21 protein-coding genes are annotated in these 21246 nt (G+C 78.7%); 9 read left to right on the top strand and 12 right to left on the bottom strand.

The window, feature by feature from the left end:
• Positions 1-6 precede the first annotated feature (6 nt).
• Positions 7-1332 carry an O-antigen ligase family protein gene (locus ACRYR7_RS01415; RefSeq protein WP_432570285.1) on the top strand — a complete coding sequence of 442 codons (1326 nt, stop codon included), beginning with the start codon at positions 7-9 and terminating at the stop codon, positions 1330-1332.
• The gene (locus tag ACRYR7_RS01420) at positions 1329-2414 is read left to right on the top strand and encodes a glycosyltransferase family 4 protein (protein WP_432570286.1); all 1086 of its coding nucleotides are present in this window, start codon (positions 1329-1331) and stop codon (positions 2412-2414) included. Before ACRYR7_RS01415 ends, ACRYR7_RS01420 begins: the two co-directional genes overlap by 4 nt.
• On the opposite strand, the gene ACRYR7_RS01425 is transcribed toward ACRYR7_RS01420, so the two are convergent.
• Together ACRYR7_RS01425 and ACRYR7_RS01430 are read right to left on the bottom strand one after the other, a co-directional pair.
• Positions 2383-3543, bottom strand: a complete 1161-nt coding sequence (locus ACRYR7_RS01425; protein ID WP_432570287.1) for a polysaccharide pyruvyl transferase family protein — start codon at positions 3541-3543, stop codon at positions 2383-2385. The genes ACRYR7_RS01420 and ACRYR7_RS01425 overlap by 32 nt on opposite strands.
• Positions 3540-4649, bottom strand: coding sequence for a glycosyltransferase (locus tag ACRYR7_RS01430; RefSeq protein ID WP_432570288.1), 1110 nt, complete (start codon positions 4647-4649; stop codon positions 3540-3542). The genes ACRYR7_RS01425 and ACRYR7_RS01430 overlap by 4 nt, the downstream gene beginning before the upstream one ends.
• Before the next feature lie 298 nt (positions 4650-4947).
• On the opposite strand from ACRYR7_RS01430, the gene ACRYR7_RS01435 reads away from it, so the two are divergent.
• Positions 4948-5808, top strand: a complete 861-nt coding sequence (locus ACRYR7_RS01435) for a glycosyltransferase family A protein (protein WP_432570289.1) — start codon at positions 4948-4950, stop codon at positions 5806-5808.
• Between the two features lie 25 nt (positions 5809-5833).
• Here ACRYR7_RS01435 and ACRYR7_RS01440 read toward each other — a convergent pair whose 3' ends face one another.
• From ACRYR7_RS01440 to ACRYR7_RS01455, 4 genes are all read right to left on the bottom strand, one after another.
• Positions 5834-7357, bottom strand: coding sequence for a lipopolysaccharide biosynthesis protein (locus tag ACRYR7_RS01440; protein WP_432570290.1), 1524 nt, complete (start codon positions 7355-7357; stop codon positions 5834-5836).
• A 145-nt stretch (positions 7358-7502) separates the two neighbouring features.
• The gene (locus ACRYR7_RS01445) at positions 7503-8729 is read right to left on the bottom strand and encodes a nucleotidyltransferase family protein (protein ID WP_432570291.1); all 1227 of its coding nucleotides are present in this window, start codon (positions 8727-8729) and stop codon (positions 7503-7505) included.
• On the bottom strand, positions 8711-8869 hold the full coding sequence (locus tag ACRYR7_RS01450) for a lasso RiPP family leader peptide-containing protein (RefSeq protein WP_432570292.1): 159 nt from the start codon (positions 8867-8869) through the stop codon (positions 8711-8713). The genes ACRYR7_RS01445 and ACRYR7_RS01450 overlap by 19 nt, the downstream gene beginning before the upstream one ends.
• Positions 8870-8942: 73 nt before the next feature.
• Positions 8943-9083 carry a lasso RiPP family leader peptide-containing protein gene (locus ACRYR7_RS01455; RefSeq protein ID WP_432570293.1) on the bottom strand — a complete coding sequence of 47 codons (141 nt, stop codon included), beginning with the start codon at positions 9081-9083 and terminating at the stop codon, positions 8943-8945.
• Between the two features lie 159 nt (positions 9084-9242).
• Between ACRYR7_RS01455 and ACRYR7_RS01460 the strand changes: the two genes are divergently transcribed.
• Positions 9243-10241, top strand: coding sequence for a hypothetical protein (locus ACRYR7_RS01460; protein WP_432570294.1), 999 nt, complete (start codon positions 9243-9245; stop codon positions 10239-10241).
• On the opposite strand, the gene ACRYR7_RS01465 is transcribed toward ACRYR7_RS01460, so the two are convergent.
• The 5 genes from ACRYR7_RS01465 to ACRYR7_RS01485 form a co-directional block, all read right to left on the bottom strand.
• Entirely contained in the window at positions 10174-11412 is a 1239-nt protein-coding gene (locus ACRYR7_RS01465) for an asparagine synthase-related protein (protein WP_432570295.1), read from the bottom strand. The two genes, ACRYR7_RS01460 and ACRYR7_RS01465, sit on opposite strands and share 68 nt — an antisense overlap.
• 18 nt (positions 11413-11430) lie before the next feature.
• Complete coding sequence (locus ACRYR7_RS01470; protein ID WP_432570296.1) at positions 11431-11865, bottom strand: lasso peptide biosynthesis protein; 435 nt, start codon at positions 11863-11865, stop codon at positions 11431-11433.
• Between the two features lies 1 nt (position 11866).
• The gene (locus tag ACRYR7_RS01475; RefSeq protein ID WP_432570297.1) at positions 11867-12127 is read right to left on the bottom strand and encodes a PqqD family protein; all 261 of its coding nucleotides are present in this window, start codon (positions 12125-12127) and stop codon (positions 11867-11869) included.
• Between the two features lie 168 nt (positions 12128-12295).
• Positions 12296-14161 (bottom strand): ABC transporter ATP-binding protein, encoded by a 1866-nt coding sequence (locus ACRYR7_RS01480; RefSeq protein WP_432570298.1) that lies wholly within the window; start codon positions 14159-14161, stop codon positions 12296-12298.
• A gap of 11 nt (positions 14162-14172) precedes the next feature.
• Entirely contained in the window at positions 14173-15042 is an 870-nt protein-coding gene (locus ACRYR7_RS01485; protein ID WP_432570299.1) for a glycosyltransferase family 2 protein, read from the bottom strand.
• Positions 15043-15134: 92 nt separating this feature from the next.
• On the opposite strand from ACRYR7_RS01485, the gene ACRYR7_RS01490 reads away from it, so the two are divergent.
• The 5 genes from ACRYR7_RS01490 (at position 15135) to ACRYR7_RS01510 (ending at position 20519) form a co-directional block, all read left to right on the top strand.
• The gene (locus ACRYR7_RS01490; protein ID WP_432570300.1) at positions 15135-16118 is read left to right on the top strand and encodes a glycosyltransferase family 2 protein; all 984 of its coding nucleotides are present in this window, start codon (positions 15135-15137) and stop codon (positions 16116-16118) included.
• Positions 16115-16714, top strand: a complete 600-nt coding sequence (locus tag ACRYR7_RS01495) for a polysaccharide pyruvyl transferase family protein (protein ID WP_432570301.1) — start codon at positions 16115-16117, stop codon at positions 16712-16714. The genes ACRYR7_RS01490 and ACRYR7_RS01495 overlap by 4 nt, the downstream gene beginning before the upstream one ends.
• Complete coding sequence (locus ACRYR7_RS01500) at positions 16711-17781, top strand: glycosyltransferase family 4 protein (RefSeq protein ID WP_432570302.1); 1071 nt, start codon at positions 16711-16713, stop codon at positions 17779-17781. The genes ACRYR7_RS01495 and ACRYR7_RS01500 overlap by 4 nt, the downstream gene beginning before the upstream one ends.
• Positions 17778-19007: a glycosyltransferase gene (locus tag ACRYR7_RS01505; protein ID WP_432570303.1), complete on the top strand. Its 1230-nt coding sequence runs from the start codon at positions 17778-17780 to the stop codon at positions 19005-19007. Before ACRYR7_RS01500 ends, ACRYR7_RS01505 begins: the two co-directional genes overlap by 4 nt.
• Before the next feature lie 96 nt (positions 19008-19103).
• The gene (locus ACRYR7_RS01510) at positions 19104-20519 is read left to right on the top strand and encodes a dihydrolipoyl dehydrogenase family protein (RefSeq protein WP_432570304.1); all 1416 of its coding nucleotides are present in this window, start codon (positions 19104-19106) and stop codon (positions 20517-20519) included.
• A gap of 10 nt (positions 20520-20529) precedes the next feature.
• Here the strand turns inward: ACRYR7_RS01510 and ACRYR7_RS01515 are convergent, their stop codons facing one another.
• A complete protein-coding gene (locus tag ACRYR7_RS01515) occupies positions 20530-21159 on the bottom strand; it encodes a dTDP-4-dehydrorhamnose 3,5-epimerase family protein (protein WP_432570305.1) in 630 nt (209 codons plus the stop codon).
• Positions 21160-21246: the final 87 nt, after the last annotated feature.

Consider the following 21246-nt stretch of genomic DNA (forward strand, 5'->3'; position numbering starts at 1 on the left):
CTGCGGGTGTCCTGGCTGCCGGTCGCCGTGGTGGTGTGCGCGTTCACCCTGCCGGGCAACCTCGTCGTGCCCGGCCCGCTGAAGTCCAACGGCACCCCCGTCCGGCTGCTGGCCCTGCTGTGCCTGGGCCTGGCGGTGCTGACGTTCGTCGCCGCCCGCCGCCGCCGCGCCGACGACGGCGAACCGCGCTGGAGCCCGGTGGGCGCCGTGCTGGTGCTCGGGGTGGCGGAGGCCTTCTGGAGCTACGGGGTGGCGCTGACCAGCCCGCTGGACGCCGGCCGCAGCGCGGGCGCGCTGCGCTCGCTGGTGGGCACCTTCGGCGCCACCGGCCTGGCCCTGTACCTGTGGCTGGTGCTGCGACGGCGCGACGACCGCGACCGCGTCCTCGGCTGGGTCGTGGCCGGCGCGGCGCTCTCCGCCGTCGTGGCCGCCGCATCCTGGGCCGGGGTGCTGCCCGGCTGGGCGTCCCTGGTACGCGGCGTCGGCCTGGTGGAGAACACCCCGACCCTCGGCGAGGTCAGCCGCTTCGACTTCCTGCGCGCCCGCGGCACCGGCGAGCACCCCATCGAGTACTCCCTCGGCCTGGCCGCCGCGCTGCCGATCGCGCTGCACCTGGCCCGGCACGCCGCCACCACCGCCGCCCGGCGCTGGTCCGCGGTGGCCGTCGTGGTCATCGTCGCCGGCATCCCGCTGTCGGTCTCCCGCACCGCCGTGCTCGGCCTGGTCGTCGGCCTGGCCGTGGCCGTCTCGGGCTGGCCCGCGCGCCAGAAGCTCGGCGCGCTGCTCACCGCCGCCGCCGGCGTCACCGCGATGTTCGTGCTCGTGCCGGAGCTGACCCGCTCGCTGACGCGGATCTTCGCCGGCGCCGCCGAGGACGACAGCGTCACCGGCCGGCTGTCCGACTACGCCCTCGTCGAGGCGATGTTCCGCGAGCACCCCTGGCTGGGCACGGGCGCCGGCGTGTACCGCCCCGAGACCGGCGGGGTGTACCTGGACAACACGTTCCTGGGCACCCTCGTCGGCGGCGGGGCGGTCGGCGTGGCCGTCTTCGCCCTGCAGTTCCTCGTCGCCGGCGCCGTCGCCTGGGACCGCAGCGTGCTGGAGACTTCCGCCGCCGAGCGCAGCCTGAACCGGGCGCTGCTGGCGGTGCTGGCCGTGGTGCTCCTGGGCGCGGTCACCAGCGACGTCACCTCCTTCCAGCAGCCGACCGTGCTGCTCGCGCTGGCGCTGGGGGTCCTGGCCTCGCGGGCCGGCACGCCCGCGGGGGCGCTGCGCGCGGCGGCCGCCGCGGGCCCGCCCGGACCGCGCGAGCGGCGCGGGGAGCCCGCGTGAGCGGCGGCGGGCCCGTCGTGCACCTGCACCCCGGCCCCGGGCGCGAGATGGTCAACCCCTACCTGTCGCTGCTCGCGGCGGCCCTGCGGGAGCGCGGCGCAGAGGTCGTCGAGCTGGGCTCCCGCCCCTTCGGCGAGCGCTCGGTCGTGCACGTGCACTGGCCGGAGATGCCGCTCAACGCCGCCCGCACCACCTGGGCGCTGCGCCGCCTGAAGAACCTGGGCGCCGCCGTGCTGGGCGCGCGCCGGCACGGGGTGCCGGTGGTGTGGACCGTGCACAACCTGCGCGCCCACGACGGGCGGCGCCCGGCCCTGCAGCACCTGCTGTGGGCGACGTTCCCGCACCTCGTCGACGGCTGGCTGTCGCTGTCCGGCTCCGGCGTCGAACCCGCCCGCCGCGCGTTCCCGGCGCTGCGCCGCAAGCCGCACCGCGTGGTGGCCCACGGCACCTACGCCGGCGTCGTGGGCCGCCCGGAGCGGCGTGCGGCCCGGGAGGCGCTGGGCGTGCCGGCCGGTGCCCGCGTCGTCGCGATGGTCGGGCGCGTCAAGCCCTACAAGGGCGTGGAGGACCTCGTCGACGCCGTGCGCGCCTCCGGCGACCCCGGCCTGCGCCTGCTGGTCGGCGGCGGCTGCGACGACGAGGACCTGCGCGCCCGGCTGCGGGCCGTGGCCGCGGGCGACCCGCGACTGACGCTGCTGCTGGAGAAGCTGCCCCAGGAGCGCGTGGACCAGGTCCTCGCCGCCGCCGACCTGCTCGTGCTGCCCTTCCGGTCGATCTTCAACTCCGGCTCGGTGCTGCTGTGCCTGAGCGCGGGGCGCCCCGTGCTCGCCCCGCGCACGCCCGTCTTCGAGGAGCTGGCCGCCGAGGTCGGCCCCGGCTGGCTGCGGCTGTTCGACGGCCCGCTGACGGCGGCCGTCGTGGAGGAGGCGGTGCGCGCCGCCCCGCCGCGCGGCGAGCCGGACCTGTCGCGCCACGACTGGGCGGCGGTGGCCGCCGCCCACCTCGACTTCTACGAGGAGGTGCGCGGCGCCGCGACCGGCCGCGACGTGCTCAGGACCACGCGCGCAGCCGCTCGACGATGACGCCGGAGCGCTCGCGGTAGGTCCGCGCGCTCTGCGTCGTCGTGCGCGCCGGGCCCTGCAGGGCGCTGCGGGCCGCGGCGGCCAGCGCGGCGCCGTCGAGGTCGTCCGTGTCCCAGCAGGAGGACCCCAGACCGACCTCCTCGCAGAAGTTGCGCACCTTGCGGTCGTAGGAGACCCCCAGCACGGGGACCTCCGCGCCCACGGCCACGATCACGGCGTGCAGCCGCATCCCGACGACCAGGGACGCCCCGCGCAGCAGCTCGCGCAGGGCGGCCACGTCGGGCACGTGCCGGTGCACGGTGAAGCGGTGACCCTCCCGGGCCCGGTGCGCCACCTCCAGGGAGGCGACGTAGTCGTCGTCGACCGGCTGCAGGCTGGCGGGCAGGCTGCGGAACGGCACCAGCTCCACCTGCGCCCCCTCCCGCGCCAGCTCGTCCAGCGCGGCGGCCAGCTGCCCGACCGCGGCCCGGTGCCGCGCCGGCGCCGCCCCGTCGGCGCGGTCCGCCAGCCCGCGCACGGACACCAGCACCCGCGGGGGCGCACCCGCCCGCAGCGCCGAGCCGTCGTCGGGCGGGAAGACCCGCAGCGCCAGGTCCGGCGCCGTGTCCAGCGGGGCCTGCACGTCCAGCGCCCGCAGCCGCTCGGTCGACGGCGCGTCCCGCGCGACGACGAAGGCCGTGCCGTCCAGCGCGCGCCGCACGGCGTCCTCGGAGCTGCGCTTCCACAGGTCCCCGACGCTGACGCCCACCACCGCCGTGCGCCGCCGCAGGGTGCGCGCCAGCTCCAGCGGCTCCAGCCAGCCGCGCACCACCTCCTGCGTGGGGGAGTCGCGCAGCAGGTCCCCGCCGCCCAGCACGAACCCATCGCGCGAGAGCAGGGTGCGCGCCAGCCGCGCCCGCCGCGCCGCGGTGCGCGCTGCGCCCAGCCGCGCGGGCCTCCGCGCGCCCACGCGCAGGGGGGCGGCGTCCACGCCGTGCTGGCGCCGCGTGCCGGCGGGGTCCGCCGACAGGGCCAGCACGCTCTCGCCCGGCCGCGCCGCGGCCAGGGCGTCGCACATGCCGGCGAGGATCGCCTCGTCGCCGAGGTTCGCGCGCCCGTAGAAGCCGCACACCGCGGTGCCCGCCGTCATGCCCCCGCCTCCGGTCCGTCCGTGCCCCCGGGGACGCCCGCCGCGTCCCGGTACACCGCCAGGTGCCGTCGCGCCGTGCGCTCGGGCGACAGGGCCCTCGCGCGCTCGCGCAGCTCCCGGCGCTGCTGCTCCAGCGGGCGGGCGGTGCACCGCCGCACCGCCTCGGCCACCCTCGCGGGGTCCTCGCCCTCGAAGGCCTCCACGGCCGCCGGGCAGGAGGCGGTCAGCTCCTCCAGGGCGGGCGCGGCGCGCACCACCAGCGGCACCCCGGCGGCCACCAGCGTGGCGATCGACCCGGAGGCGGCGATCCGCTCGTACGGCGCCACCGCCGCCCGTGCGCGCCGCAGCAGGGCCGCCATCTCCTCGTCCGGCAGGTACCCGGTCACCTCGACGCGCCCGGCGACGCCCAGCTCGCGCGCCAGGGCGAGGACCTCCTGCAGGTACGCGGTGTTGCGGCCGGTGGCGCTGCCGGCCAGCACCAGGCGGTACCCCGGCAGGTGGGCCAGCGCGGCGACGGCCAGGTGCTGCGCCTTGCGGCGGTGGACGAACCCGGCGACCACGAGCAGCCGCTCGTCCACCTGCGCCGCGGGCAGCGGCTCGCCGGGCAGCTCCTCGACGTAGTGCGGCACGACCGCGGTCCGCCGCGGACGGGTCCACGCCAGGTTCTCGCCCTCGCGCGCGGTGCACGTGAGGACCGCGGTGGCGGAGCCGAGCAGGAGCCGGGCGGTGGCGTCGAACCCCGGGCTCACCACGCCGGCGCGGGTGAGCAGCCGCTGGACCGGGCCGCGGGCGCGCTGCCGGCGGCGCTGCAGGAGCTCGACGCGGGAGGTGTGGAAGTCGTGGGCTGTGACGAGCAGCGGGCGGCCCGCGAGCACCGTGCGCAGCACCAGCGCGACGGCCAGCTGCCGGCGTGCGGACCCCAGGTACCGGTCGGTGAACTGCACGTGCACCAGGTCGGCCCGCCGGGCCCGCAGGGCGGCGCGGGCCGCGGCCAGGGGCCGGCCCGCGGGCACGCGCACCACCGACGCCTCCTGGCCCGCCGCGCGCAGGCCGGCGGCCAGCACCCGGGCGTACCGGTTCAGCCCGTGCGCGGGGTCGTCGGTCACCAGCAGCGCGGTGCGTGCGCCCGAGGGGGTCCTCGACGCCCCGGCGAGCAGAGCGGTGCGGACGTGGCCCAACGCGCGGTGCCCCTCTCGGTGCCGTCCCCGTGGCGGGCCGTCCCCGTCGCGGGGCGCCCGGTGCCCGCACCCGGTGGACGGGGCGGTGGGCCGCCCGGCGGCGGCCGAGGCGCACGCTACACGAAGCGTGTCGCCCTCTGGACGCAGCGTGGTGCGACTCCTGGTGGCCCCGCGCGGCCCTGCGCTAGGGTCGCGCCGACCCGGGACCCGGCGGGGGAGGCGACCCGTGCTCGCGTTCATCACGTCCGTGCGCCACCCGCGCAACTCGGCCGACTACGAGCGCGTCGAGGAGCTCCTGCGGCGCACCCTGAGGTCGGTGTGCCGGCAGACGGTCGACGACCACGTCGTCGTGGTCGCCTGCAACCGCGTCCCGGCCGGGCGGTTCCCCTCCAACGTGCGCTTCCTGCGGGTGGGCTTCCCCCCGCCCGTCGACACCGCCGGGCCGGTGACCGGCCGCGAGGCCGTCCTGCGCGACAAGGGCACGAAGCTGGCCGCCGCCCTCGTGGCCGCGCAGGAGCACCGGCCCGACCACGTCATGAAGGTGGACGCCGACGACTTCGTCAGCCGCCGGATCGCCGAGTTCACCGCCCGGCACCCGGGCGCCCCCGGCTGGTACGTCGACCGGGGGTACGTCGTCTCCGCCGAGACCGGCCTGGTGGCGCCGTGCCCGGACTTCGACTCCCGCTGCGGCACCTCCGAGGTAGTCGCCAACGACTCGTTCCGGCTGCCCGCCGACCTGCCCGCGCCCGACACCGACCAGGACGAGCTGGTCGAGCGGCTCGGCACCGTGCTGGTGCGCGACCTGCTGGGCTCCCACCGCGCCGGGCGCGAGCACTTCGCCGCCCTCGGCCGTCCGCTGGCGCCGCTGCCGTTCGCCGGCGCGGCCTACCTGCTCGGCACGGGGGAGAACCACTCCGGCCTGCGGCGGGTGCGCGGCGGCAGGCCGGTGCCCCGGCGCCTGGCCGCGGAGTTCGGGATGGAGCACCTGCGCACCCCCGGTGCGTGGTCGTGCTTCGCCCGGGAGCGCGTCCGTGCCGCCCGGGGGCGGGCGAGGTCCCTGGCCGTGCGCGCGGTGCGGCGCGGCTGACCGGCTCCGCAGCGGTGCCCGCCGCTCACCCCCGCGGTGCACCGACGCGCGCGTCCCCCTCCGCGGCGCTGGCGGCCGTCGCACCGGGCGAGCGCCGGCGGCGCAGCACCCGCGCGACGTCACCGCGGAACTCCTCCAGCGCCGGGCGCGCCACCAGCAGCAGCGCCACGGGGTAGGTCACCGCCGCCACCGCCGCGCCCAGCAGCAGCCGCAGCCACTGGTCCGCCCCCGCGCTGAGGACCTGCTGCCCCCACACGCACCCGGCCATCACCGCGGCGGCCAGCAGCACCCGGCAGGGCAGCAGGACCGAGGAGTACGGCGTGCCCGCCACCCGGTGCAGGAGCACCTGGCGCACCGGCAGCGTCAGCACCGTGCGCACCAGCAGGCCCAGCGCCAGGGCGGTCAAGCCGTGGGGGACGGTGAGCACGACGATGAGCACGTGCGCCGCCACCGTGCACGCCACCAGCACGACCTCCGGCCGCAACCTGCCCACGGCGATGAACACCTGCCGGTCGAAGAACCCGAAGGTGCTCAACGCCGCCGTCACGGCGGTGATCTGCGCGACCGTCCCCGTGGTGGCCCACTGCTGCCCCAGCAGGAAGGGCACGAGGTCGGGAGCGGTCGCGGTGAGGAAGAGCATCGCCGGGAACATCACCAGGCCGGCCGCGGTCATGCTGGTGCGGTAGGCGCGGTGCAGGCGGGGCAGGTCGTGCTGCAGCTTGGCGAACGTCGACAGCGTCACCGAGCTGATGACCGACGAGCCGGTCTCCTGCACGATCTTCATGAGCCGGGTGGCCACCGTCCAGAACCCCAGCGCCGTCGCCCCGGACACGCCGGCCAGGACGAACTCCTCACCCCTGGTCTGGACCTGCTTGAGCAGGTCGATGCTCAGCAGCTTCCCGCCGAACGAGAGCATCGAGCGGGCCGTCCCCCAGTGCGGCACGGCGCGGGGGACCCACCGCGCCGACGCCCAGATGACCACCACGCTCACCACGCCGCGCACGAGCGACTGCGCCACCAGGGCCCAGACGCCGGCGCCCGCGAGGGCCAGGGTGATCGCCACCGCGGAGCCGGCGAACGTCGCCACGGTCCCGCGCAGGGCCAGCGACTTGAAGCGCATGTCGCGTCGCAGCAGTGCCGTCGGCACGCTGTTGATCCCGGTGAGGACCACGCCGAGGCTCAGCACCCGCAGGACGGGGGTGAGCCCGGGCTCGTCGAAGAGCGCGGAGACCGGCCCGGCCAGCAGCGCCAGCAGCGCGGCGAGGACCACGGACAGCGCCACGCCGGTGAAGAAGGCGGTGCTGCGGGTGCGCTCGTCGAGCTCCGCGTCGCGCACCACGAACGTGGCCAGGCCCGAGTCGCTGAGCAGGGTGAGCACCGCGATGACGGACATGGCCAGCGCCACCAGGCCGAACTCGGTGGGCTGCAGCTGCCGGCTGATGACGATGAAGGCCCCGGCGGTGGTGGCGCGCACCGTCCACGTCTGCAGGGCCGTCCAGGCCACGCCGCGGGCGGTGTCCCGCCGCAGCGAGCTCGTCGGTGCGGTCACCGTGCGACCACCGGGCGCGGCGGGGTGCTGGCAGGGGTCACGGGGCGGTCCTCCCGACACCGGTCGTTGCGGGGCGCGCGGTCGCGCACACCGACCAGACGTCAGCGTGTGGCGCCGCGAACTTACCCTGCGTGGCCGAGAGCTCTCAACGAGTGCGGCCCGCGGCCACGTCCGCGAGGTAGTGCTCGCGCTCAGCGCCCGTCCGCCGCTGCATCCCCACGGGTGCCGGCGCGCCCGCCGCGGAGCCCGCCGCCGAGCCCGCGCGACGGCGCAGCGCCCCCACCAGCTCGCGCGCGCTCGCGTCCGTCCCGTCGGCGGTGGAGGTGTAGACGACGGCGCCGTTGCGCCGCGCCTCGACCAGCGCGTGCGGCGGGCGCAGCGCGGTGGCGGCGGTGCCCAGCGCCGTCCACGCCGAGCGCCCCGCCAGCGCGCGCAGCACCGCCGGCGGCACCTCGGCGCCCAGCACGGCGCGGGCGCGGCCCAGGGCCATCGCCACCGCCAGGCCCGTGCCGGCGCGGCGGCAGCGCTCCACCAGCGCCGCCCAGCCGTCCGCGCCGGTGGCGGCCGCGCCCAGGCGCAGGTCGTACAGCCACAGCAGCCGCCACGCCCCGCTGAGGCAGGCGTGCAGCGCCAGGTGGTGCAGCTGGTCCACCGGGTCCAGCACCGGGGCCCCGGTGCCCAGCAGGCGGGCCGGGCGCGCCCGGGAGAGCAGCTCGGGCACGTCCAGGCGGAAGCGGGAGCGGCGGGCGGGGCGGTTGACCAGGTGCCAGTGCAGGTCCAGGAAGGTGCCGCGCGGCAGGTCCACGGCGATCTCGCCGGCGCCGGCGGCGCGGATGCCGGCCCAGTCGAGGTCCATCGCGCGGGCCCCGCGCGCCTCCAGGGCGCGCAGCGCCTCGCCGAACGCGGCGGGCGCGACGAGCACGTCGAGGTCGTGGAACTCCCGCGGTGCGCCGCCGTGCAGGGTCGCCGCGGCGGCCGGGCCCTTGAGCACCGCCCACGGCAGCCCGTCCAGCGCCTGCGCCACCGCGCGCAGGTCCAGCTGCACGGTCAGCTGCCGGGCGCCCTGCACCAGGGCGGCGCGGCGGGTGGCCGCGCGCAGCGGGGCGAGGCCGTCCGCGCCGGGGGAGGCGGCGAGCAGGTGGTCCAGCGAGGGCCCCACGCGGTGGTGCACGGCCACCCGCCGCAGCGCGTCCACCTCGACCGGCCGCCCGGCGGCCTGCGCGCCCTCGCGCGCGGCGGCCGGGTCGGCGCCGGCGAGCACCGCGCGCGCGAAGGCTCCCGCTGCGCGCAGCGCGCGGCGGGAGCCCCCGGTGGTGCCCGGGGCGGTGCCCGGGGCGGTGTGCGGCTCGCTGCTCAGAGGTCGCCGGTGCACTCGCAGGAGGAGACCGTGTAGAGGGGCCTGCCCTGCAGGAAGTCGCCGTCGCTGGTGGCGCCGAAGCTCTTGGGCGCCAGCGTCAGGTCCGCCAGGGACCCCAGCGTCGTCAGGGTCGGTGCTTCGTAGGGTCGGGCCACGTCGTCCTCCGGGTGCCGGGTCGGGTCTGGGTGCCGGGTCTGGGTGCGGTGCCGGGTCTGGGTGGGGCGCCGGTCAGGAGACCGTGTAGAGGTCCTGGCCGTCGGCGCACAGGAAGTCGCCGTCGCTCTTGAGGCCGAAGTCCTTGTTGCGCAGCGTCAGCTCGGCCAGCGAGCCGAGCGTGGTCAAGCGCGGGGCGACGTACTGCTCGGCCATCGCGGGTCCTCCTGGTGGCGGGCTGCCGACGTGTCGTAGCGGATCGTGGTGACGAGACTACTCGACGTCCACTTGATCGGCTGCATCTTCTGCGACGACAGCAGCACGCAGAGTAGGGGCGGTGGTGCGCCCGGGGCGGCGGGCTGGTTCGATCCGGGGGTGCCCACGGCCACCGAGGTCCCCGACGCGCCCCCCGGCCCCGTCCGCACCGCCTACGGCCTCGCCCTGCCCGACCTCGCCGGCGCCGCGCACCTGCTGCTGCCCGCCCGCGGCGGCGAGACCGAGTGGCGCGTGCACCGGCGCGCCCCCGGCCCCGGTGACGACGTCGAGACCGGCGCCGCCCACGTCGACGCCGAGCGCGCCTGGCTCGGCGTCCCCGGCGGCGGGCGCGTCCTCATCGAGCGCGCCCGCCGCGCCACCACCTTCGCCACCGCCCGGGCGCTGAGCGACGCCGAGGTCGTGCACCCCCACCTGGCCTCCACCGCCGCCACCGTCGCCCACTGGCACGGCCGCCTGGCCCTGCACGCCGCCGCCGTCGTCGCCGGCGGCCGGGCCTGGGCGCTGCTCGGCGACCGCGGCGCCGGCAAGAGCACCGCCCTGTACTCCCTCGTGCGCGCCGGGCTGGAGCCCGTCACCGACGACGTGCTCGTCCTCGACGGCGCGCGCGCCCTGCCCGGCCCGCGCTGCGTCGACCTGCGCCTGCCCTCCGCGGAGCACTTCGGCACCGGCGACGACCTCGGCGTCGTGGGCACCCGGCGCCGCTGGCGCGTCGCCCTGGACGAGCCCGCCGCCGGGCCCGGCGGCCACCCCACCGGCCACCCCACCGGCGACCCCGGCGCGGGCGTGGCCGCGGGCGTCGAGCTCGGCGGGTTCGTGCACCTGGCCTGGGGGGAGGGCACCGCCGTGCGGGACGTGCCGCTCGAGCGGCGCCTGCCCGCCCTGCTCGACGCCCTGGCGCTGCGCCTGCCGCCGCCGGACCGGGTGGGGCTGCTGCGCCTGCTCGCGCTGCCGGCCGTGCGGCTGACCCGCCCGCGGCGCCTGGAGGAGGTCGAGGCCGTCGCCGCGCACCTGGCCGGGCACCTGCACCGGCTCAGCGCGCAGGCACCGCCCCCTGCGCCGCCCCCTCCTGCGCCAGCCACGCGTGCTGCAGCAGGGTGAGCGAGTGCAGGTCCGGCGCCGCTGAGAGCCACTCCGCGCGCAGCGCCTCGGGGTCCACCAGGTCCGCGAGCGCCCCGTCCAGGCCGCCGCCGCGCCAGCGCCGCGCGAACTCCCGGCCCGGCCCGGCCCAGAACGCCCCGTCGAAGCCCGCCTTGTCCTCCCGGGCGAACAGCCGCGCCGGCAGCAGGTCCCCGAAGTGCCGCGGCATCTCCGCCGCCCGCCCGCGCGGGCCGGCCCACCCGAACGTCGTCGCCGCCGCCGCCAGCACCGGCGCGCACGCGAACGGGTGCGCCACCAGCACGTCGTGCGCCCCGGCCGCGCGCTCCTTCGCCCGCGCCGCCACCTGCAGGATCCGCCCCGGCCACGCCCACGTGCGCGCCGAGACGTCCCAGCGCAGCGGCTCGGAGGCGCGGTCCAGGGCCAGCTCGGCGCGCAGCGCCCGCGCCGCCGGCGGGCGCAGCCAGCCGAAGCCCACCGGCAGGTGCCGGCGGGTGCGCCGCGCCCGCCACCGCCCCGGCGCGGCCGCCGTGAACAGCAGCGAGGGCGCCCGCCGCCACCGCAGCGGCGCCCGCCGCGCCGCCACCCGCACCACCGGGTAGCGCTCCACCGGCGCGAACAGCTCGTCGCCACCGATCCCGGTGAGCACCGAGCCGCCCGCCGCCGCCGCGAACACCGGCTCGTGCAGGTGCCCGTTGAACGGCGGCAGCACCCCGTCGCGGCGCAGCGCCGCGCGCGCCACCGGCCCCAGCACGTCCATCTCGTCCGACCACCGCGGCCGCTGCCACTCGCCCAGGTCCAGCGCGCCGACGACCAGCTCCTGCCACGGCGACTCGTGCGAGTCCGGCACCGCCGGGAAGCGGTGCGAGTACGGCACCGGGTCCGGCAGCCCCTCCCGGCGCGCCACCGCCGTCGCCACCGCCAGCACCACCGAGGAGTCCCGCCCCCCGGAGAAGCTGACCAGGCACGGCGGTCGCCGCAGCGCCGGCAGCACCGCGTCCTCCACCGCCGCGCGCAGCGCCGAGACGCCCCCCGCGCCGGCCCGCCCCGCCGGGCCCGTCGGGCCCGCAGGGGTGCGGGGGAGCGGGTCGACGCCCAGCTGGCGCCCGTACGGCATCCCCCAGACCGTCTCCAGGGGCGTCAGGCGCTCGCGGGGCGCGGCGACCGGCCTCACCGGGACCTCACCGCGGCCTCACCGCTGCGCCGGCACCCGCGTCAGCTCCCGGAACTCCGCGCTCTCGTCCGCGTCGTGCCCGTCGAGCCAGGCGTGCGCGGAGAACCCGTCCGCCACCGACACCGCCACCACCGCCTCGCGCGCCTCGCCGTGCGCGAGCAGCCACGCCTGCACCACCAGGCAGCGCTGCAGGCACGTCGCCCTCCGCCGGCGCAGCACCGCCTCCACCGCGCCCAGGGCGCTGCCCGGCAGCCGCGGCGGCGGCGCCACCCGGGTGCGCAGGCCGTCCACGGGCAGCTCCGCGCGCACCCGGCGCAGCGAGCGCTCCGCCCACCACGCCGCGCGCAGCCCCCCGCCGGTGAGCAGGTGCGCCCGGCGCGCCGTGCGGCGGCGCACCCGCAGCGCCCGCACCCGCAGCGGCGCGGCCCGGTGCGCGCTCGTCCCGGCGCTCACGTCAGGACCGCTGCAGCAGCGGCGCGCACGAGGCCAGGAACGCGTCCAGGTCCGCCTCGGCGCGCCCGCGGTCCACGTCGAAGGTGCCCGTCAGCCGCTCCAGCAGGTCCGCGCGCGTGGCGCCCGCCACGAGCATCGGCCACAGCACCACCCCGGCGCCGGAGACGGCGTGGTACGTGGAGGTGGCGGTGTCCAGCACGACGATCTGGTCGTCCACCTCGTTCCAGGCGAGCTCGTCGGCCCGGACGGCGACGCGGTCCACGGTTCCTCCTCGGGGTGCGGCGGGCACCCAGCGTAGAGGTCCCCTGGCTGTGCGTGGTGTCCGCTCCTGGTGGTCGAGGGCGGTGGGGGTCGGGCGGGTGCCGCCACCGGGCAGGGCGGGGGACCCGCTGCGGCGACCGCGGCACCCCCGGCAGCGCGGGGGGCTCCCTCAGCCCTCCCGGTACGCCTGCGCCTGCAGCGCGTACAGCTCCGCGTACAGCCCGCCGCGGGCGACGAGCTCGTCGTGGGTGCCGACGTCGTCGACCGCGCCCTCGCGCAGGACGACGATGCGGTCGGCCTCGCGGACGCTGGAGAAGCGGTGCGAGATGAGCACGACGGTGCGGCCGGCGACGAGGTCGCGGACCTGCGCGAACAGCTCGGCCTCGGCGCGCGCGTCGAGGGCGGCGGTGGGCTCGTCGAGGACGACCAGCTCGGCGCCGCGGTAGAAGGCGCGGGCCAGGGCGATGCGCTGCCACTGGCCCAGGGAGAGGTCCACGCCGCCGGTCAGCTCGGTGCTCAGCGGGGTGGCGTATCCGTCGGGCAGGCGGCGCAGGAGGGCGTCGGCGCCGGACTGGCGGGCGGCGGCGGGCACCGCCTCGGCCTCGTCGGGGCGGCCGGGGCGGCCCACGGCCACGTTGTCGTGCCCGCTCATGCGCCACTGCACGAAGTCCTGGAAGACGACGGCGACCTGGTCGCGCAGGGAGGCCGGGTCGAGGCCGGCGGTGTCCTGGCCGTTCCACAGCACCGTGCCGGCGCCGGGCGGGTGCAGGCCGGCGAGGACCTTCGCCAGCGTCGTCTTGCCGGAGCCGTTCTCCCCGACGAGGGCGACGACCTCGCCGCGGCGCACTTCGAGGGTGACGTCGCGCAGCGCGGGCCGCTGCGCGCGCGGGTAGGTGAAGGACACCCCGCGCACGGCGAGGTGCTCGAAGCGCCCGGCGGGGCGGGTCCGGCCGGGCGCGCCGGCGCCGGCGGGCGGGGCCAGGGCGAGGAAGGCGCGCAGGTCGTCGAGGAACAGGCCGGACTCCAGCACGCCGCCGACGCCGGAGACGAGGGCCTGCAGCCGGGAGGCGAGCAGGGGCGCGGCGGCCGCGGCAGCGCCGGCGTCGGCCAGGCCCAGGCGGCCGCGGCCGACCAGCCACAGCAGCAGCAGGGCGGTGAGCACGACGCTGAGGGCGGTGAGGGCCTGCCCGGCCACGGCCAGGCGCACGCGGCGGGCGACCTGCCGGCGCAGGTCGCGCTCGTAGGCGCCGGCGAGCTCCTCGTAGCGCCCGCGCAGGACGGGGGCCAGGCCGTAGGCGCGCACCTCCTTGGCCTCGCGCCGCCCGACGAGGGCGTCGCGCAGGTGGGCGCGGGCGCGGTAGGCGGGGGTCTGGGCGACGGCGAAGTCGAACTCCAGCCGTCCCCCGCGCCGGGAGAGCAGGAACAGCGGGACCCCGGCGAGCAGCAGCACCGGCAGCAGCACCGGTTCCAGGGCCCACAGGGCGGCGCACAGCCCGGCGCTGCCGACGAGGCCGCCGACGATCCCGACCAGGCCCTGCGCCACGCCCACGGGGCGCGAGACCGCGCTGGTGGTCACCCGCTGCAGGCGGTCGTAGAAGGCGGGGTCGTCGAAGCGGTCCAGCTCGACGGCGGTGGTGACGTCCAGGACGCGGCCCCACACGGCGCGCTGCACGGCCTCGGACAGCAGCCGCAGCCGCTGCCCGCGCACGGCGCCGGAGAACCCGGCGACGAGGCTGACGCCGGCGAGCAGCAGCAGCGGGCCGGCGAGGTCGGCGACGACGGCCGGGCCGGTGCCGGCGCCGCCCAGGGCGCGGGCGAGGGCCTCGCGGCCGACGAGGACCTGCACGCCCAGCAGCGCCGAGCCCAGCAGCTGCACGCCGAACACCAGCAGCAGGTCGCGCCGGCGCGCGGCCCAGCACAGCCGCAGGGCCTCGGCGACCAGGGCGGGCAGCGCGCCGAGCCGGCGGCGCCGGGCCCGCCCCTCCCGCGCCAGGGTGAGCGCGTCGACGCGGCCGGTGCCCGCGCTCGTCCCCACGCCCGGCCCGCTCAGCGGTACTTCACGGCCGCCGCGGCGCGGCCGTAGCGCACGTAGAAGGCGCCGACGACGTAGGCGAGGCGGCTGCGGGCGCCGTCGAGCTCGGGGGCGCGCACGGCCCGCGCGAACGCCCCGACGGGCGGCGCGAACGCCCTGGCGCTCAGCGCGCCGGGGGGCTGCTCGCCGTTGCGCACGCGCAGCTGCCGGCCGTGCTGGACGCGGCACAGCTTCTTCCACGCCTCGGCGTAGGAGGCGCGGGCGGGGTGGGCCACGACGGCGTCGGCGACGTAGGTCAGGGGGAAGCCGGCGGCCACGGCGCGCGCGCACCACTCGGCGTCCCCGCCGGAGGGCAGGTCGGCGTCGAAGGGGCCGACCGCGTCGAAGACCTCGCGCGGCACGACGAGGTTGGCGGTGACGGCGAGGCCGCGCGGCGCGGTGCGGTCCTGGCGGAAGGCGTTGACGACCTCGAACGCCTCGACGGGGTGCGGGCGCCGCGGGTCGCGCGGGTACACCCGCACCCGGCCGGCCACCACGCGCGCGCCGGAGCCCAGCGCGCGCACCGCGCCGGAGACCCACGAGGGCTCGGGCAGCGTGTCGGAGTCGGTGAAGGCGAGCACGTCGCCGGTGGCGCGGGCCACGGCGGCGTTGCGGGCGGCGTAGGAGCCCGGCCGCGGCTCGGACAGCACGCTCACGCGGGGGTCGAGGTCGGCCAGGTCGGTGCGCGGGTGCCGGGAGCCGTTGTCCACCACCAGGACGCGCAGCCTGTCGGCGGGGTGGTCCTGGGCGAGCAGGGCGCGCACGCACGCCTCCAGCCGCGGGTCGTCCTTGACCGGCACGACGACGTCGACGGTCGGCGCGCTGGTCGCCTCGGCGCTCGGCATGGGACGGGCGTCCTTCCGGGAGCTGGTGGTGGGCGCATCGTCGCACACTCGGCGTTGCGTTCTGGGCACCCGGCGTAGCAGGATGCCGCCGCGTGACCACCCTGCACTCGTCCGTCGAGCGGGAGGCCGCAACGCCCTCCACCCGGCCCGTCGCGCCGACCGTGAGCGTCGTCGTGCCCGTGCACGACGGCGTGGAGGACCTGCGCCGGTGCCTGGCCGCGCTGCTCGCGCAGGACTACCCGCCGGAGCGGGTGCAGGTCCTGGTCGTGGACAACGCCTCCCGCGAGGACGTCTCGGCGGCCCTGCCGGACGACGAGCGGTTCCTCCTGCTGTCGGAGCCGGTGCCGGGTTCCTACCGGGCCCGCAACCGCGCCCTGGCGCGCGCCGACGGCGAGGTGGTCGCGTTCACCGACGCGGACTGCACGCCCGAACCGGACTGGCTGCGCCGCGGCGTCGAGGCGCTGCGGCGCACGGGGGAGCACCTGGCGATGGTCGGCGGCGCCGTGGAGCTGACGTTCCCGGCCGGGCGCCCGCGCACCGCGTGGGAGCTGTACGAGGCCGCGCACGCCTTCCCGCAGCAGCGCTACCTGGCGGAGCAGAACTTCGCCGTGACCGCGAACCTGTTCACGTGGCGCTCCGCGCTGGCGGAGGTCGGCCCGTTCGACGCGGCGCTCAGGTCGCGCGGGGACGCCGAGTGGGGCCAGCGCCTCGCCGCCCGCGGCGGCGCCCAGGGCTACGCCGGCGCCGCGGTCGTGCACCACCCCGCGCGCTCGACGTGGTCGCAGATGTGCGCCAAGACGCTGCGGGTGGCGCGCGGGCGGCGCGACGTGGACCTGGCGCGCGGGCTGGGCCGCCGCCACTTCGCCGGGGTGGCCGTGGCGCACGCGCGGCTGGCGGTGCGCGCGCTGGTGGAGCCGCCGGTGCGCGAGGGGGTGCTGCGCACGCCGCTGGATCGGGTGCGGTACCTGCTGGCGCACACCACCGCGCGGGCGGTGTTCGTCGGGGTGTACCTGCCGTGCGCGTGGCGCCCCGCACCGGTGACGCGCGGCACCGGCGCCCCGGCGACCTCCGCGTGAACGACCCCCGGCCCGACGCGGGCCTCGTCCACGACCTCGCGGACCGGTGGCACGGGGCGGTGGCGGGGACCGTGGGGCCCGCCCGCGTCGCGCTGCTGGACTTCCCCGGGCACCGCAACGTCGGCGACTCGCTCATCTGGCTCGGCGAGCGGCGCCTGCTGGCGCGTGCGGGCACCCGTGTCGCCTACACGTGCGAGCACCACTCCCTGCGGGAGGGGGCCCTGCGCCGCCGCAGCGGCACCGCCCCGGTCCTGCTGCACGGCGGCGGGAACTTCGGCGACGTGTGGCCGCAGTACCCGCGGTTCCGCGAGGGGGTCACCGCCGCGTACTCCTCGATGGCCCGGCAGAACCTCGCCGCGGGGGTGCGCACGTTCAGCCGCGGCCGCGTCGTCGTCACCGACCGGCTGCACGGGCACGTGCTGTGCCTGCTGCTGGGGATCCCGCACGTGGTGCTGGACAACTCCTACGGCAAGATCCGCGACTTCCGCGAGGCGTGGACGTCGGGCAGCGAGCTGACGCGCACCGCCACCACGGCCGACGAGGCCGTGGACCTGGCGCGCGAGCTGCTCGGCTCGCCGCTGGTGACCGCGCCGTGAGCAGCCCCGGGACCCTGCCCGGCCCGCCGGCGCGCTCGGGCGCGGCCGCGGTGCCCGTGCAGGTGGCGGTCGCCTCCGCGCACACCGCGGGCTGGCCGGAGCGGCACGCCGCCGGCCTGGTCCCGGACCGCTTCCCCTACGGCCTGGACCGCCTCGCCGAGCACGGGTTCGCCCCGGAGCTGCTGGGCGTCGGGCCCGCGAACCCGGTGGAGCGCGTCTCCGGCAGGCTCCTGGACGGCCTGCGCTTCGGCGGGCGCTCCTGGGCCGGCGCCGGGCCGCTGCTGACGTGGGAGGAGCGCATCGGGGTCCCCGCGCTGGCCTCCGCCGGCCGGCGCCGCCCGGTGGTCTCCGGCGTCGTGTGGTGCACCGACCCCGGCCCGCGCGCCGCGCGGGCGCTGGCCCGCCGGTTCCTGCCGCGCGCCGCGGGGCTGTTCGTGCTCTCCCGCGCGCAGCTGCCGGTGCTGGCCTCCTGGGGCCTGGGCGGGCCGCACGTGCGGCACGTGCCGCAGGGCGTCGACACGGGTTTCTGGACCCTCCGCACCACCGCTCCCGCGCCGGGCGCGGTGGTCTCCGTCGGCAACGACCGGCACCGCGACTACGCCACCCTGGCCGCGGCCTGGCCCTCGGTGCGCGCCGCCCACCCGGGCGCCTCCCTCACGATCGCCACCCGCCGCCCCGTCGAGGCCGGGGAGGGTTCGCGCACCGTGCAGCTGGACCACGTCGCGCTGCGCGAGCAGCTCTACGGCACCGCCGCCGTCGCGGTGGTGCCGCTGGTGCCGAACGTCCACTGCTCCGGGCTGACCGCCACCCTGGAGGCGATGGCCGTGGGCCTGCCCGTGGTGACCACCCGCACCGCCGGCATGGACGACTACGTCGCCGACGGCGAGACCGGCCTGCTCGTGCCGCCCGGGGACCCGGCGGCCCTGGCCGCGGCGGTGCGCGAGCTGCTGGCCGACCCGCAGCGCGCCGCCGAGGTGGGGCGGCGCGGCGCCGCCCTGGTGCGCGAGCGCTTCTCCACCGCCCGGATGGCCGCCGACCTGGCGCAGCTGCTGCGGGAGGTGGCGTGAGCGCGCACCGCCGCCCCCTGGTGGCGCTGCTGTCGAGCACCGCGTTCGAGGGGCACCGGCTGTACGAGCAGCGCCTGGCGGAGGAGCTGGCCCGCGACCACGACGTCCTCTTCGTGCAGCCGCCCACGGCGGTGTGGACCCGGCGCGACGGGCTGCGCGCCGGGCGCGGCCCGGTGCGCGCCCCGCGCGGCGTGCGGGTGGTGACGCCGTGGGTGCCGCCGGCCAGCCGCCGCCGCGGCCTGCACCGCCTCAACGCGCCCGTGGTGGCGCTGACGCTGCTGGCGGCGTGCCTGCGCGACGGGCGCCGGCCGCGCGCGGTGGTCACCGCCCAGGACGTCACCGGCCCGCTGGCCCGCGCCGCCCGCGCGCTGGGGGCGCGCACCGCGTTCCTCGTCAAGGACGACTACGTCGCCGGCGCCGGGCTCGTCGGGGTCCCGGCCGCGCGGCTGCGCGCCGGGCGCGAGCGCAGCCTGGACCTGGCCGACGAGGTCGTCGTGGTCTCCCCGCGCCTGCTGCGCCTGGCCGCCGAGCGCGGGCGCACCGCGCACCTGGTGCCCGCCGGGGCCCCCGAGCCCGTCGCCGCGGAGGGTGCCGCGCGTGCTGTCGCGGAGGGTTCCGCGCCGGGTCCCGCGCCGGGTCCCGCGCCGGAGGGGGAGCGGCCCTTCGCGGTGTTCCTCGGGATGGTCTCCGACCGCCTGGACCTGGGGTGGCTGGAGGAGCTGGTGCGCACCGGCACCGACCTCGTCGTCGTCGGCCCGCGCCAGCCGACGTTCACGCAGGACGCGGCCTGGCAGCGGCTGGTGGCCGATCCGCGCGTGCGCTGGCTGGGCCCGCGCGAGGCCGGCGAGGTCGCCGGGGTGCTCGCCCGCGCCCGGGTGGGCGTCATGCCGTACACGCTCTCGGAGTTCAACCGCGCCAGCTTCCCGCTGAAGGTGCTGGAGTACCTCGCGGCGGGCCTGCCGGTGGTGTCCAGCCGGCTGGACGCGGTGGAGTGGTTGGACGCGCCCGGCGTGCGCGTCGTCGACGACGCGGCGGGTTTCGCCGCCGCGGTCGCCGAGCTGGTCGCCGCCGGCCCCTCGGCGCGGGGGGCCGGCGAGCGCCGCGCCTTCGCCGCCGGGCACACCTGGCGCGAGCGCGGCCGGCGCTGGCGGGAGCTGCTGGGGCTGGACGCCCCCGCCGCCGGGGGGCCCGCCGCCGGCGAACCCGCCGCGGGGGCCCGGGCCTGACCCTCCCGGCCCGCCGGAGCGCAGGCGGCCCGCCGGGTGGTGGTTCTCACACCGCGACCGGTGGCGGGTGCCCGCCGCGCGGGGCACGTTGGGGGCGTGGACGGACCGGCGGAGTACGACGTGGTGGTGGTCGGGGGAGGCCCGGCGGGCACCTCCGCGGCGGTGCGGGCGGCGGAGCTGGGCGCGCGCACCGCGCTGCTGGAGGCGCGCCGCACCGGCGGCACGTGCGTGAACACCGGCTGCGTGCCCACGCGGGTGCTGGCCAAGACCGCCCGGCTGGTGCGCGAGGTGCGCACGGCGGCCGACCACGGCATCGCCGTGGCCGGGCAGTCGGTGGACTGGAGCGCCACGGTGGCGCGGGTGCGCGCCACCGTGGAGCGCGTGCAGGAGGCCAAGGCGGACCCGCAGCGCCTGGCCGACCTCGGCGTGGACCTGGTGCTGGAGGGCCGGGCCCGCTTCGTGGACCCGCACACCCTGGAGCTGGAGCGCACCGGCCGGCGCGTGCGCGGGCGCAGCGTCGTGCTGTGCGTGGGCGGGCGCTCGCGCCGGCTGCCGCTGCCCGGCGCGGAGCTGGCCACCCACCCGGAGGAGGTGCTGGACCTGCCCGCGCTGCCGCGGCGGCTGGCCGTCGTCGGCGCGGGCAACACCGGTGCCCAGCTGGTGACGGTGTTCCGCGCGCTGGGCAGCGAGGTGCTGCTGCTGGACCTGGCCCCGCGGGTGCTGCCCACCTCCGACGCCGACGTCTCGCACGCCGTGCGCGAGGCGTTCGAGGAGCAGGGCGTGCGCGTGCGCACCGGCATCGAGGGCGTGGAGCGGCTCGACCGCCGCGCGGACGGGGCCGTGGACCTCACCTGGCGCGAGGGCGGGCGCGGGTGCACCGAGGCCTTCGACGCGGTCGTGCTCAGCGTCGGCTGGCCCGCCGCCCTGGAGGGCCTGGGGCTGGAGGCGGCCGGCATCACCGCCACGCCGGCGGGGGTGCCGGTGGACGAGCACCTGCGCAGCGAGGTGCCGCACGTGTTCGTCGCCGGCGACGCCACCGGCAGCTCGATGCTCGTGCAGGCCGCCCACGCCGAGGCCGAGGCCGCCGCGCACAACGCGGTGCTGGGCCCCACCCGGTGCGCCCCGCACCGGCTGCTGCCCGCGGGGGGTTTCACCGACCCCGACTACGCCGGGGTCGGCGCGACGGAGGAGGAGGCCCGCGCGCGCGACCCGCGCTGCCACGTCGTCACGGTGCCCTTCGCGCAGATGGAGCGCCCGATCATCGACGACCGCACCCGGGGTTTCCTCAAGCTCGTCGCCGACCGGCGCCGCGAGGTCGTGCTGGGGGCGCACGCGGTGGGGGAGGAGGCCGTCGAGATCGTCCAGGCGGTCACGACCGCGATGGCCGCCGGGGTGGACGTGGCGACGCTGGCGCGGGTGGAGTTCGCCTACCCCACCTACAGCGCCGTGATCGGCGAGGCCGCCCGCCGGCTGCTGCGCGAACCCTCCCCGCCCTGGCGCGGCAACGCCTGAGCGGACCGGTTCAGCGCCGCGCGGCCGCCCGCAGCCCCTCGACGAACCCCTCCACCGCGCCCAGCTCCGGCAGCGCGCCCGCCGCGCGCGCCTGCGCCAGGGTGGGGGCCCGCTCGTCCTTGGCGGACAGGGTGAGCGTCAGCTCGCGGCCGTCGCGGCCGGTGCGCGGCCACTCGATGCCCAGGTCCGGGTCCAGCGGGTGCACGCCGTGCTCGCGCTCGGGGGCGTAGCCCTGCGAGCACAGGTAGACCACCGTGGAGCCGTCGGCCAGGGACAGGAACGCGTGCCCGAGGCCCTCGGACAGGTACACCGCGCGGCGGTCCACGTCGTCGAGCAGCACGGAGTCCCAGCGGCCGAACGTGGGGGAGCCGACCCGCAGGTCCACCACGACGTCGAGCACGGCGCCGGCGGCGCAGGAGACGTACTTCGCCTGTCCCGGCGGCACGTCGGCGTAGTGCACGCCGCGCAGCACGCCGGCGGCCGACACCGAGCAGTTCGCCTGCGCCAGCGCCAGCGGGTGGCCGGTCAGGCCGGTGAGCGCCGGCTCCCTGAACCACTCCAGGAACGTGCCGCGCTCGTCGCCGAACTGCCGGGGGGTGATCTCCCACGCGCCGGCGATGCCCAGTTCCCGCGTCCGCACCGCGTCCCTCCCCCGCTCGCCGCGCGCGGCCGGGCGGCCGCGCGCACGCCGCACCCTAGCGAGCCCGGCCGCAGGGGGCGATGCTGT

The organism is Kineococcus gurbantunggutensis, from assembly GCF_050871925.1.
Classification (GTDB): Bacteria; Actinomycetota; Actinomycetes; order Actinomycetales; family Kineococcaceae; genus Kineococcus.